The organism is Psychrobacter sp. LFX-11D (assembly GCF_904846475.1).
Taxonomy (GTDB): domain Bacteria; phylum Pseudomonadota; class Gammaproteobacteria; order Pseudomonadales; family Moraxellaceae; genus Psychrobacter; species Psychrobacter cryohalolentis.
The window spans coordinates 89730-102448 of sequence record NZ_CAJHAV010000009.1; the positions used below are offsets into that span (position 1 = coordinate 89730).

The 12719-nt window shown below is 42.6% G+C and carries 12 protein-coding genes; 7 read left to right on the top strand and 5 right to left on the bottom strand.

The window, feature by feature from the left end; translation table 11 throughout:
• Window positions 1-142 precede the first annotated feature (142 nt).
• Window positions 143-826, bottom strand: coding sequence for a Fe-S biogenesis protein NfuA (gene nfuA / locus JMX75_RS08290; protein ID WP_041753256.1), 684 nt, complete (start codon window positions 824-826; stop codon window positions 143-145).
• Window positions 827-1192: 366 nt separating this feature from the next.
• Here nfuA and JMX75_RS08295 point away from each other — a divergent pair, with 366 nt between their 5' ends.
• From JMX75_RS08295 to JMX75_RS08310, 4 genes are all read left to right on the top strand, one after another.
• Window positions 1193-2152 (top strand): alpha/beta fold hydrolase, encoded by a 960-nt coding sequence (locus JMX75_RS08295; protein ID WP_201531965.1) that lies wholly within the window; start codon window positions 1193-1195, stop codon window positions 2150-2152.
• Window positions 2153-2358: 206 nt separating this feature from the next.
• Window positions 2359-3408, top strand: coding sequence for a bifunctional nicotinamide-nucleotide adenylyltransferase/Nudix hydroxylase (locus JMX75_RS08300; protein ID WP_201531966.1), 1050 nt, complete (start codon window positions 2359-2361; stop codon window positions 3406-3408).
• A 110-nt stretch (window positions 3409-3518) separates the two neighbouring features.
• Window positions 3519-4916 carry a nicotinate phosphoribosyltransferase gene (locus JMX75_RS08305; RefSeq protein WP_201531967.1) on the top strand — a complete coding sequence of 466 codons (1398 nt, stop codon included), beginning with the start codon at window positions 3519-3521 and terminating at the stop codon, window positions 4914-4916.
• Window positions 4910-5752, top strand: a complete 843-nt coding sequence (locus JMX75_RS08310; protein WP_201531968.1) for an SGNH/GDSL hydrolase family protein — start codon at window positions 4910-4912, stop codon at window positions 5750-5752. Before JMX75_RS08305 ends, JMX75_RS08310 begins: the two co-directional genes overlap by 7 nt.
• Window positions 5753-5870: 118 nt before the next feature.
• On the opposite strand, the gene JMX75_RS08315 is transcribed toward JMX75_RS08310, so the two are convergent.
• The gene (locus JMX75_RS08315; protein ID WP_011281173.1) at window positions 5871-6152 is read right to left on the bottom strand and encodes a type B 50S ribosomal protein L31; all 282 of its coding nucleotides are present in this window, start codon (window positions 6150-6152) and stop codon (window positions 5871-5873) included.
• A 434-nt stretch (window positions 6153-6586) separates the two neighbouring features.
• Between JMX75_RS08315 and JMX75_RS08320 the strand changes: the two genes are divergently transcribed.
• The gene (locus tag JMX75_RS08320) at window positions 6587-7210 is read left to right on the top strand and encodes a YceI family protein (protein WP_201531969.1); all 624 of its coding nucleotides are present in this window, start codon (window positions 6587-6589) and stop codon (window positions 7208-7210) included.
• Window positions 7211-7330: 120 nt separating this feature from the next.
• Here JMX75_RS08320 and JMX75_RS08325 read toward each other — a convergent pair whose 3' ends face one another.
• Window positions 7331-7765: a hypothetical protein gene (locus JMX75_RS08325; protein ID WP_201531970.1), complete on the bottom strand. Its 435-nt coding sequence runs from the start codon at window positions 7763-7765 to the stop codon at window positions 7331-7333.
• Between the two features lie 625 nt (window positions 7766-8390).
• On the opposite strand from JMX75_RS08325, the gene JMX75_RS08330 reads away from it, so the two are divergent.
• A complete protein-coding gene (locus JMX75_RS08330; protein WP_227673149.1) occupies window positions 8391-9968 on the top strand; it encodes an FAD-dependent oxidoreductase in 1578 nt (525 codons plus the stop codon).
• A 94-nt stretch (window positions 9969-10062) separates the two neighbouring features.
• Here JMX75_RS08330 and JMX75_RS08335 read toward each other — a convergent pair whose 3' ends face one another.
• Window positions 10063-10740 carry a TIGR00730 family Rossman fold protein gene (locus tag JMX75_RS08335; RefSeq protein ID WP_020444341.1) on the bottom strand — a complete coding sequence of 226 codons (678 nt, stop codon included), beginning with the start codon at window positions 10738-10740 and terminating at the stop codon, window positions 10063-10065.
• 343 nt (window positions 10741-11083) lie between these two features.
• On the opposite strand from JMX75_RS08335, the gene JMX75_RS08340 reads away from it, so the two are divergent.
• Window positions 11084-11977, top strand: a complete 894-nt coding sequence (locus tag JMX75_RS08340) for an alpha/beta fold hydrolase (RefSeq protein ID WP_201531972.1) — start codon at window positions 11084-11086, stop codon at window positions 11975-11977.
• Window positions 11978-11987: 10 nt separating this feature from the next.
• Here the strand turns inward: JMX75_RS08340 and JMX75_RS08345 are convergent, their stop codons facing one another.
• Window positions 11988-12716 (bottom strand): putative quorum-sensing-regulated virulence factor, encoded by a 729-nt coding sequence (locus JMX75_RS08345; protein ID WP_201531973.1) that lies wholly within the window; start codon window positions 12714-12716, stop codon window positions 11988-11990.
• Between the last annotated feature and the right edge of the window lie 3 nt (window positions 12717-12719).

A 12719-nucleotide genomic window follows, 5' to 3' on the forward strand; every position in this document is an offset into this window, starting at 1 on the left:
GCTGAGTTAATCATAACTCAACTTCTTTATGAAAAGAATAGCAAATTATCCATCACTTAATGACAAAAACGCATAAGCAATAAAAAACAAGCATCCTGTTCGTACTTATAATCACCGATTAGTTTTATTAATCAAAGCATTCTTATTTATAATAGGCGTTTTCAGTACGAGTATGATCGGTCTCATCAATCACTTGAGTCAGCTCGGGTATTTGCTGTTTCAGCTGCACTTCAACGCCTTGACGCAAGGTCATATCAACCGCTGAACAGCCTTGGCAACCACCACCAAATTTCAATACGGCAGTCAAGCCAACGCCTTCTTCATCAATCAATTCAAGCAATTGCACATCACCACCATGCGCCGCTAGGCTTGGATTGATCTCAGACTGCAACACATAGTTGATACGCTCTTCCACACTGGCATCAGCGCCCACTTTTGGCACTTTAGAGTTTGGTGCACGGAAGGTCAACTGACCACCAAAACGGTCTTTATTATAGTCAATTACCGCATCTTCTAAATAAGGTACTGACGCCGCTTCAATAAAAGCAGAGAAATTATCGTAGCTGAATTTCAGGTCAGCACTATCCTCTTCGCCTGGCTGATTGTAAGCCATACAGCACTCAGCGCGCGGTGTACCCGGATGTTCAACAAAAATACGTACGCCAATACCATCGGTGTCTTGCTTAGATAACAAATCCGCTAAGTAACCTTGCGCCGCTTCCGTGATGGTAATATTGCTTTTAGCCTCAGTTTGCTCAGTATCAAGCGCTGACTCGTAATCGGCAGCAGGTTCTACTTGAGTATCCGTTGGGTTATGTTCACTCATAATGCGTCCTATCTGTGTTATGACACCAGCGTGCTGTGTACCCGCTTCTTGTGTCGTCAATGCAAGGGAATATGTGTCAGTGACTATCATGCTTATCGCTTGTTGCTTTGACCATGACAGCTATCTATTTATACGGCTCATTATAGCGCACTTAGTCGACTATTCCGACTGCAGCGGTGTGAATTAGCAGTGGCTATCTGTAATGATCCTCACTTATAGTGAGCTGACCGTATCTTCATTGTATATAAAGACAGTAAGCTGACTTATCAAGTCTATGATGCATTCAGTGTAGTTAAAAGCTGTTACAAGCAATGAGAGCAGCTAAAGAAATTTGCTCAGAAAACTTAAGTCTTAAGAGAGCCCTGTATGTTGACTGAAAATCTAAAATTTGTGAGCACAAAAGATAATGTACAAATCGCTATTTGGCATATTTTTGATAGTAAAAAACAGCAATATTTATCTAACAACTCTACTTATAGAGCCCAAAATATCTTTTTAACTCATGGTACATTTTCAGACAAAAAAACCTGCTTAAGAATCGCTGAATACTTAGCAATACTCGGACATCATTGTTATATCATGGAATGGCGCGGTCATGGTGCAAGCTTAGCATCAAAAGATAAATTTAACTTCGAAACCATTGCCACTTATGATTTTGCTGCGACGTTTGACTATTTATGTCATCAATTAGACCTCGATAATCTGCACTGCGTCACTCATAGCGGCGGCGGTATCGGCTTAACCATGTTTCTCATTCAAAACCCAGACTATATCGACAAAATAAACAGTATCAGCCTATTTGCCTGCCAAGCCTATGGCGCCGCCTTGCACCCTATTAACCGTGTCAAAATATTTATCGCCAAATATCTCAATCGCTTATCGGGCTATATTCCTGCGCAAAAACTCAAACTGGGTCCTGTCAATGAAAGCTACCATACAATGAAGCAGTGGTATGACTGGAACTTACAGCAAAACTTTCACAGTAGTTTTATCAAGCAAGGCGATACGAATAAAAGCGACATGAATAATAATGGGGTGCCACATATAATTTCTGATACTAGGCCTTTTGATTACCGACAGCATATGCCAAAGATTACCATACCCATATATGCTATTAGCGCCAAAGGTGACCAGTTTATTTCCCCCACTTTGGGTTGTCGCGCACTGTTTAATGATTTTAATAATCATGCGAATACCTTTCGTGAGTACTCGTTTAGCAATGGCAATTTAGACGACTATACGCATAGCCGCATTTTAAATAGCCGTCATGCTGCCAGAGAGGTTTGGCCAACAGTTGCGGCGTGGATTGACAAGCATAGCGACTAACTTTATATATTTACCTCTAGCTTGATTGCTCAATAATATAGATACAGCCTTAAACATCTTTACACTTGCCAGCCAGTTGCAGCCTGTGTCAGTATTGATGTCTTTAAATTATTTTGAATTGATAATATTTTGAATCCTAGTTAACAACCAATAATTAAAAAATCCCCATTAATAATTGATAGCAGTACGGCAGGAGCTGGGCGTTTATGAGTGAAGCATCAGAGCAAACTTCAAATAAAAACAATACACACTATCGCTATTTGGTATTTATCGGGCGTTTTCAGCCCTTTCATTGTGGTCATAAAGCAGTTATTGATGAGGCACTCAAGCGTGCTGACAATGTGATTATGCTCATCGGTTCTGCTAATCTGCCACGTAGTTTGCGAAATCCTTTTAGTGTTGCTGAGCGCGCGGCTATGATTAAGGGCGCCTATTCAGCAGAGAAAGCTGCGCGTATCCACTGCGTTGGACTCGATGATGCACTCTACAATGACACGCGTTGGCTACAATATGTACAAGCTGGCGTCAAATCCGTCACTGGTGACTTGCAGACTGATATCGGTCTGATTGGTCACTCAAAAGACAGCTCATCGTATTATTTATCTTTGTTCCCCAACTGGGCATCTGTCTCCGTACCCAATTATCATAACTTATCCGCAACGCCTATACGTGACAGCTATTTGATGGGTGCTACACCAACGCCTGAGCGCACCCCTGAGTCAACGCGCAACGTATTGGATGAATTCAAGAAAACAAGCGAATATCAACAACTGCACGATGAAGCCGATTTTGTTGATAAGTATAAAAGACAATGGGAGTCTGCTCCTTATCCGCCAACCTTTATGACCGCCGATGCCTTAGTCGTACAGTCAGGACATATCTTGCTGGTTGAGCGCCGTAGTATGCCGGGGCAAGGATTGTGGGCATTGCCGGGTGGATTTTTAAACCCAAAAGAGACACTATTTGACGCCTGTATCCGTGAGCTCCGTGAGGAGACTCGCCTCAAAGTCCCTGAGCCCGTATTGCGTGGCTCTTGTCATAGTCAGCATACCTTTGATGATCCTTACCGCTCAGCGCGTGGGCGTACGATTACTCAAGCATTTTATTTTCAGCTCAAAAATGACCCAAAAGGCTTGCCAAAAGTAAAAGGCGGCGATGACGCAACCACAGCGTTTTGGTTGCCGCTCGCCGAGCTTGATGCCAAAATGATGTTTGAAGATCATTATGCGATTATCACCAAAATGGTCGGCTTATAATATTTTGTCAGACGGCTATGCGATCCTTTATTAATAATTTCCTAAACCGATAGACGGTAAAGGCTTCGCGCCGCCATCGTTGCGGCATCTCAAAGCAGAGGAGTTCTGTGATGTACACCAGTAATTTAAATAATTTAATCCTAAATAGCGACAGCTACAAAACCTCACATTGGGTGCAATATCCAAGCGGTAGTGAATATCTATCGAGCTATATTGAGGCACGTAAAGGCGACTACGATGTGGTGTTCTTTGGCTTGCAAGCCTTTATCAAAGAATATCTAAGCACGCCAATCACTCATCGAGACATTGATGAAGCCGAAATGGTCATTCAAGCACATGGCTTAACCTTTAACCGTGCTGGCTGGGAGCGCTTGGTTGATAAACATGGTGGTTATTTACCACTACGTATCGAAGCCATACCTGAAGGTAGTATCGTGCCTGTATCCAATGTCGTCTGCCAAATCATAAATACCGACCCTGAGTTTTATTGGCTACCAAGCTATATCGAAACGGCGCTACTGCGCGCAATTTGGTATCCATCAACGGTCGCTAGTGTCTCGCACTATTGTAAAAACATCATTCGTCAAGCACTAGAGAAGTCTGCGGACAATACAGAATCGCTAACCTTTCGTTTGCATGATTTCGGCTCACGCGGGGCTTCTAGCCAAGAGTCTGTCGCCCTCGGTAGTCTTGCACATTTAGTCAATTTTGCCGGTACCGATTCGATGACGGCTTTGGTGGCTGCCAGCCGCTGGTATCAGATGGATAAAGACATGCCAGCATTTTCTATCCCTGCCGCTGAGCATAGCACGATGACGGCATGGGGACGCGACGGTGAAACTGCTGCCTTTGCCAATATGATTGAACAGTTTGGCGGGGCAGGTAAAAGCTTTTCTGTTGTCTCTGACAGCTATGACTTATGGAATGCCATTGACAATATTTGGGGCGGCAGCCTAAAAAACGATGTAAAAAATATGGGCGGTACCTTAGTTATCAGACCAGACAGTGGCGACCCGGCCAAAGTCGTACGCGAAGCCTTGGAGCGTCTGGCAGTAAAGTTTGGTACGACAGTCAACAGTAAAGGCTACAAAGTCCTGCCCGATTATGTGCGTGTTATTCAAGGTGATGGCATCAGTCCACAAAGCTTGAGTAAGATTATCGATGTGGTCATGAAAGCAGGCTTTAGCGCTGATAACGTGACTTTCGGTATGGGTGGTGGACTGCTACAACAAGTCAATCGCGATACCATGAGCTGGGCAATGAAAGCCAGTGCTATCTCTATCAATGGTATATGGAAAGACATCTATAAAGACCCGATCACCAGTCGTTCAAAGCGCTCGAAAAAAGGGCGTTTGGCATTAATCAAACACAGTAATGGACAGCTAAAAACGATTAAGGCTGAAGACCTATCTGCAGACGCAGATAACCTACTACGTGATATTTATGTTGATGGAAAATTACTTATAGACGAGAGTCTAACTATTATTAGAGAGCGTGCAGGATGGTAGCTACTAGCAAAATACAGAATAAAATAGCCGCTGCTGCAAAGGATGTTTTATTTGCTCCTGTATACCTTTATCAAGGTCGAAAAATCAAACGAGATACGGTCCGTTTGCCTGAGCCAAATGGAGAAAGACATGGGTCTGTGCAACTGGATCATGCCAGTAACGAGTCAGCCGCTCAGAATAAACCCGCACTACATATCATGATCGTTGGTGATTCAGCAGCCGCTGGGGTCGGTAGTGAAACGCAGCAAGAAGCGCTCGTTGGTAAGCTCATTCCAATCTTGCAGCAGCAGCCCACTATTAATGAGCAGTTTGCGGTATTGAACTGGTCACTGCAAGCGACAACGGGGCACACCAGTTTTGATATTCTACGCAGGCTATATATTATGCCAGCACCAAACGAGCCTATCGATGTGATGATACTAAGTGTTGGGGTCAATGATACGACATCGAGTGTTGCTGTAAACAAGTGGCAACAGCAAATCAAAGATATTATTGCCATCGCTCAGCGTAAGTTCGGCGTGCGCAAGTTGGTTTTTTTAAGTCTACCGCCTATGGCACAAATGCCAGCAATACCTGCTCCGCTAAATAACTTTGTTGGCGCAAAAGCGTCTATTCTTGACGGAATATTGCAGCAAATCTGCAGGGCTCATAAAAACGTCACTTATATGGCAACGGATTTCCCACGCATGATCGCTGAGCACTCTAACGGTACGCCGATCGATATCAAGGTAATGTTTGCGAGCGATGGCTTTCATCCAAGTAGCCTGATGTATGGCTATTGGGCGCAGCAATTGTCGGAGCTGATTGTAGATTTACTTGATTCATCAACCCATTAGCCAAAAGCTAGCACAAAAAAACCGCTGAATAGTCAGCGGTTTTTTATATTCTTAATACCATCACTGTGCATGCTTGAGAGAACACATGCTCAAAATAATATCACACAATACGTGTGAATTATTCTGCAGCGTCAGTATCAGCAGCTTTCTTACGGCCACCAAACGCACCAAAACGTTTGTTGAAGCTTGCAACACGACCTTCAGTAGAAGTTTTACGTTGCTCACCAGTATAGAATGGATGCGACGCACTTGAGATATCAAGTGGGTAGTATGGATATTCTGAACCTTCGTATTCACGAGTGGTTTTGGTTTTAACAGTTGAACGAGTCAAGAAGAACACGTCAGCGTTAGTGTCGTGGAATAAAACTTCTTGGTAATTAGGATGGATATCTTTACGCATAATAAACTCTCTATGTCCGATGTATGTATAACGACTTTGCAAAACAGCATTTTTAACAATGCGTTCAGCAAACGATGACATACGTAACTGAGGCACTAAGGACATTGATAAGTATGGCAGCTGCGTCACTGGCTTATTCCAGCACCCAACACCATTCCTCTGCTCGCTTAGCCTTTCCCCAGCGGGAAAATCAAACCGCGATTTTACCGGTTTTTGGGGTTTGATGCAAGCAGCAGTTGTGAGGGTTATCAGTGCTAATTTGTCACTGCAGCATCAATAGTATTGAGGCAGATAGACAAGCTGCGTATAATGATGCGTTAGATAATATAATCAATAACTATTAATTTTTAAGATTAATTTAATAATATTCAATTAGTATTGGTGATTTAATTATCAATACTAATTGAATACTAACATTTAATGAGGATAAGACAATGAAAAATACAATAGCGAAAAACAGTATAAAAGCTGTTCTATTTGGCTCAGCAATTGCTATAACAACGCTGGCAAGTGCGGCGCTACCAACTCAATGGCAGCTAGATGATGCACATACCCGTGTCGGATTTTCAGTCAATCACTTAGGGTTTTCGACCACCATGGGTCACTTTAATGATGTCAAAGGTATGGTCAATTACGATATCAAAACACCCAATAAAGCCAATATGAATTTCACCATTGCCACTGACAGCATTGATACCAATTGGGATGCTCGCGATGCTCATTTGAAAAAAGATGAGTTTTTTAATGTGGCAAAATATCCAACCATGACTTTTAAATCGACTAACATCACCTTTAAGAATCCACAACAAGCCACAGTCACAGGTGACTTCACTCTACTGGGTCAAACCAAGCCACTGACCCTAGATGTGACTTTGAATAAAATAGCCAATAGCCCGATGACCAAAGAGCCAGTTATTGGTTTTCGTGCCACCGGTGTGATTGACCGAGCTGCTTATGGCATGACCGCTTTTGCAAGTGGTATTACGACTGAAGTACCCATTCAAATAGACGGTGAGCTGGTTGAGAAAAAAGCGACTACGAAGAATAAAGCAAAATAGCTTTATACATATCAATGTTATACTTTTATGAAGTAAATTTGCAGTTAAAAATATTGCAATAAAAAGCAGCCATTAGATGGCTGCTTTTTTATGGTAAAACTTAGTCTTTATATTCAGACCTTACTTGGTTCTAACGATATGCCAAACACCAAGTTTATTGTCGCCATCTTTATCCCCAACATTGGTGTCATTGGCATAGAAATACAGCGGCTTGCCGTTCATGGCCCATTGATACTTGCCGTCTTCACGTTGGAAGGCAGCAAACTGCCCTGAAGCTTTGGCATTGCTAGGTGCCATAAATGCCGGCCAAACTAGCATACAAGCGCTGCCACACTCTGATCTATTCATCGAATCCTTATCAAAAGTATACAAAGTCATATGGTTACGAGAATCAACCAGCATGCCGTTTTTACTCATGACAGGCGCAGTATTTTTATTGGTTGCTTGCACGTCATGCATACCAGAGTCGTCATTACCGACCATATTGTTTAGCGTGGAACAACCGCTAAGAGCCAACACACCACTAAGAGTGGATAAAACTAAAATATGTTTCATAATAACTTCCTTGTCATTGTCATCATAGATTGTTAATTGTTATTAGATCGTTCTTATCACTCTAGGATTTAAGCCATAATAAATTGCAAGCGAATATCTTAAACCCATTATTGAGATTTTAAATATAGCATAGGATTTATAGCTGTTATTCTTGTCCTCATATAAATTTACAAAAGCCCATAAACATTACAATTTCGCCAAACAAAAATACTTAATACCATCAGTAATTAGCGGTTTTAGGAGAAAGTAAATCTGCTCGTCCCTATGGTAACAATAGGATGACGCTTTTAAATTGAATTAAAGATATTATCTTGATTGCGTAAGTTTATGGCCAATAGAATTTTGGGTTAAACGTTGACAAAAATCATGTATGCACTTACCAATTTGCCGTTCTATTCCCCAACGTTTTTTGTAGAATAGCGCTATAGAAATTAAGCATGACTACACAATGGCGAATGTGACCATTGAGATTTATGATCACTGTTGAACTTGACTGCCTCTGCACGCATATCAATATCCATAAGCCGCCTCATGCCTATGCCAAGTACGCCTTTAAGTACTGATTTAAGTACCACTTGATGCAAATGCTATTAAGGATATAACCTCGACAATGACTCACTCTCTCATGAATAATCAAGTAATTGCTACTCAACGTGTCGGTATCCTCGGTGGTGGTACGGCGGGGGCAACCATTGCCATTCGATTGGCAGCGTTAGGGCTTGAAACTTACGTGTTCGAAAAAAACAAATCGCTGATTGATGGTCCGCCTATGTGCCATTTGCATGCCGGTGGCAATCTCTACCGCGAAATCCCTGACGAGGACTGCGTCGCCCTTCTCAAACAGTGCATCGATATTTTACGTCTTTATCCTTATACCATTGATGTACGCCCAACGGTATTTGCGGTGCCGACTCGTGATGACGGCATGCCGGAAGACTTGCTACCGCGGCTTGAGATATTGACCGATGCCTATCGTGAGCTGATTGCTCAAGATGCCAATAACAAAGTACTGGGTGAACCGGAAGATTATTATCAGCTCTACAGTCATGAACAACTGATTGCATTGTCTGAGCGTGAGCAAGTGACTGTGCCAACTACCGTTGATGAATGGATGATACCGGTTGCTAAGTATTTAGATTTAAATAAAGTTAAATTTCCGCTGATTGTGGTACAAGAATATGGCTGGAATATCTTTCGCTTGGCAGCATCGGCGCAATTGGCATTAGATGGTTATGAGCATGCGCATGTCTTTACTGATACTCAAGTAAAGCAGGTCATGCCAGTTGATTGTGAAAACTGCTCAAATGCTGATCATCATGTGACCAAATGGCGTATTGATTATCAGCAAGGCGCTGGTTTAGATCCTGAAGCGCAATCTAATAGCAAAATCGAGTCCATCGAAGTTGATTACCTCGTCAATGCCTGTGGTTTTCGTACAGGGGTGATTGATGATATGGTCGGTGTCAAAGTCACGCGTATGGTAGAGTTTAAATCCTCTTATATTACTCATTGGGAAGATACTGGTGGACAGATACCAGAGATTATTGTCTATGGTAATCGCGGTACACCTGAAGGGATGGCACAACTAACCCCTTATCCAGGTGGTTATTTTCAGATACATGGCATGAGTAATTTTATCACGCTATTTAATGATGGTTTGGTGGCTTCAAGTAAAGACAGCGCCCAACCAAAATTGCCGCCGCAATATGTGCACTATATCGAAGATGGTTGGGACAAAGCACCGCTACAAGCGCGTAGCCAACAAGCGATTGATTATGTGGCAGAATTTGTACCGACCTTCCATAGTGCCCGTACTGTCGGCAATGCTTTATACGGTGGGCAGCAAATTCCTGGTGAGGATGATACACTCCGGGTCGCTGATGTGAGCTTATACTCTAATATTCGCTATGCCCGTGCTGAAAACGTCAAAGCATCTTCAACTCTAATTGCGGCAGATCAAATCGTTGATGAATTGAGTGAGCTTGGTTTGATTGAACTTGATACGCCCGTGAACCGCAATCGCTATTCTCATGAGTGGGCGTATCTGGCGCACAACGACAGTCTGGCTATTGAGACAGTCGCCCGTGATTTGGCAAAAGAGCGTGGCTTTCCGCAGGCAATGGCAGGCGTCAATCGTGGTATTCGCGAAAAAGCGTTAGAGGATTTAAATATTAATAATAGTTCAGATAATTATAGAACTTAAGAAAGATATTTTTAGTTAGCGGACAAAAAAAGGGAAAGAATTGCTTTTCTTAGCCATTCTTTCCCTTTTTTCATATTTGCTTATATATCTGCTTTTAGTTGCCAGCCATCTTTTCTGTATCGACAGCAGCATCTATTTTGACCATCGTCTGCAGTAAATCAATAGCATCACCAATCGTGTTACATACTACTAAGCGCTCAAGATCTTCTTGCTTCATAAACCCTTGCTCAGTGGTATATTTTAAATGCTCAATCATACGATCATAAAAACCATTAATATTCAGAATAATCATTGGCTTTTCATGTTGATATAGCTGGCGCCATGTGGCGATTTCCATGATTTCCTCTAAAGTACCAAGCCCACCCGGTAAAGTAATAAAGGCATCAGCATATTCTGCCATCACTGTTTTACGCGTGTGCATGGTATCTGTGAGATGTAAACGGGTCAGCTGCTCATGAGCAATTTCGTGTTTGAGCATAAAGGTTGGAATCACACCGACTGCTTCTGCACCACCTCGAATCACTTCATCAGCGACTGCGCCCATCAGCCCGATACTCGCGCCACCGTATACTAAACCCATGCCATTGTCTGCTAATGCCACACCAAGCTCTCGTGCGGCTTGCTCATATATGACATCATTACCCAAACGCGACCCACAATAGACCGCAACTAGCGGCATAGTTAACGCTGATTTATCCACGGCTTTTTCGATATTAGTAATATCTTGACTGGTAATCACTTCATACGTGTCATTGTTAATTTTCATTTGCATATAGCTTCCTTAACTTTTATATCAATTGTTTTTATTAAGAACTTGTTTGTTAAAGCATTTTTATCCGTGCATGTTGAATAGTCAAGATAGTTATTCAGTTCAGTCTTAATGGATCATATCATGCAAGATAAATTGGGATAGAACTTAGAAGTCATATTTGAGCGCCTTCCCTACTGAGATTTATTTTAACATAAGCAATGTTATCACGCGGTCACAACCATTTATCACTACGCAATTACTACATTTTTAAGGTTACACATTGGCAGCTTATTGCAAATTAACGCCCTCTCTTTGCTAACAAAGCTCATTCATAAAAATGACTACAATATGTTAAGGTTTAACCATGGAAAACAGCCCTACTATTACTCAAACAGAGGCTTATTCATTAAGCATTATGACCGATCGCAATCAGGCATTAGCAGCAACTGTCTATCGTCCCAAAACGCCTGTAAAGACGGCCATCATGATAGCACCAGCAACAGGTATCAAACGCCAGTTTTATCATAACTTTGCCACTCACTTAGCCGAGCATGGCTTTGGCATACTGACATTCGATAATGAAGGTATCGGTGAGTCACTCTCAACTGACTTGGCAAAATGTGATGCATCTTTAATCAGCTGGGGTCGCCACGACATGCCAGCCGTCCTTGAGGCCTTGCAAGATGAATTTACCGATGCCACTTATCATTTGATTGGTCATAGCGCTGGCGGTCAGCTCATTGGTTTGATGCCAAATTACCAGTCTATTGCTTCAATATTTAATGTCGCTTGCTCATCGGGTCGCATCAAAAACATGGACCTGCCTTATAAGCTTAAGGCCATAGGTTTTATGGAAGCATTTATTCCTCTCACTAATCTGACGTTAGGCTACACGCCATCGGATAAAATCGGCATGGGCGAGCCGCTGCCGCGCGGCGTCGCTCGTCAATGGCGTGAGTGGTGTAATGGCGCAGGCTATATCAAGACCGCCTTTGGGAAAAGTATACACACGCATTTTTATGATGAGATCGATATGCCAGCGTTATGGCTAGGGTTTAGTGATGATGAGATTGCCAATAGCAAAAATATGGATGATATGATTCGCGTTTTTACCAAAATGCCAGCAGAAAAACGCTTTTTAGATCCCAAAGATTTTGGTGTTAGTAGCATCGGTCACATGCGTTATTTTAGTAGCAGAACCAATGCTAAAGCGCCTAAGCTGTGGCAAATGGCTATTGATTGGTTACATAATCAATAGACTTCAGAGCCTATTTAATTACGGATTCGTCTACTGATTCTTTTGCGTTTTCTGCCGCTTCTGCCTTGATGCGTTTGGTCAATGCAGAATAAAGCGACGGCTGCAGATTATGGATATTACCCAGCATCCATTTTACATAATCGATAGGCACCTCTTTAATCACTTTCCCTTTATATTTACCAAAGGGCATTTTACTAACTGGATTGGCTTTATTGGCAATAGCATGCGCTGCTGCAAAATCAGTTGGTGCAATTGCTAAGCGCTCGCAGCAAGCCTGATACAGTAGATAACACATACGAGCATCGCCGAGCGCATCATGAGCGGCAATCGTCATCCTACTAGATTCACCCTTGCCCAATAACTGCTCGATACACTTGGACTGACCATAGGCGCTCCATTCAGGAAAGGCGACGCGTGCCAGCCTAACGGTGCAAATTAGCTTAGCGGAAGGACTACCAATTACCCGCCAATCAAAGCGTACATTATGCCCAATAAGATACTCAGGCAATGTAAACTGCTCAAGCTCAAAACGCTCAAGCCCAGCCACATCGTCATCGGTAATGCCATGGACTCTAATCACAACTGGCGATATTGAGCGACCACTATTAAAGTATTTCATCCACTCAAAGCCCGTAGCTACGTTAATCGTTGCCACTTGGATAGGTCGTGGATCACGACCTTGATCGGTTTCGGTATCGATAATCAGCGCAGTATCGACCATGTTAAAAGCAGCAGCCATAAA

Bases quoted from the DNA above. Each gene is read 5' to 3' on its own strand.
- JMX75_RS08320 (WP_201531969.1), top strand. From the start codon at position 6,587: ATGAAAAATACAATAGCGAAAAACAGTATAAAAGCTGTTCTATTTGGC.
- JMX75_RS08295 (WP_201531965.1), top strand. From the start codon at position 1,193: ATGTTGACTGAAAATCTAAAATTTGTGAGCACAAAAGATAATGTACAA.
- nfuA (WP_041753256.1), bottom strand. From the start codon at position 826: ATGAGTGAACATAACCCAACGGATACTCAAGTAGAACCTGCTGCCGAT.
- JMX75_RS08315 (WP_011281173.1), bottom strand. From the start codon at position 6,152: ATGCGTAAAGATATCCATCCTAATTACCAAGAAGTTTTATTCCACGAC.
- JMX75_RS08305 (WP_201531967.1), top strand. From the start codon at position 3,519: ATGTACACCAGTAATTTAAATAATTTAATCCTAAATAGCGACAGCTAC.
- JMX75_RS08300 (WP_201531966.1), top strand. From the start codon at position 2,359: ATGAGTGAAGCATCAGAGCAAACTTCAAATAAAAACAATACACACTAT.
- JMX75_RS08330 (WP_227673149.1), top strand. From the start codon at position 8,391: ATGAATAATCAAGTAATTGCTACTCAACGTGTCGGTATCCTCGGTGGT.
- JMX75_RS08310 (WP_201531968.1), top strand. From the start codon at position 4,910: ATGGTAGCTACTAGCAAAATACAGAATAAAATAGCCGCTGCTGCAAAG.
- JMX75_RS08335 (WP_020444341.1), bottom strand. From the start codon at position 10,740: ATGCAAATGAAAATTAACAATGACACGTATGAAGTGATTACCAGTCAA.
- JMX75_RS08340 (WP_201531972.1), top strand. From the start codon at position 11,084: ATGGAAAACAGCCCTACTATTACTCAAACAGAGGCTTATTCATTAAGC.
- JMX75_RS08325 (WP_201531970.1), bottom strand. From the start codon at position 7,765: ATGAAACATATTTTAGTTTTATCCACTCTTAGTGGTGTGTTGGCTCTT.
- JMX75_RS08345 (WP_201531973.1), bottom strand. From the start codon at position 12,716: ATGGCTGCTGCTTTTAACATGGTCGATACTGCGCTGATTATCGATACC.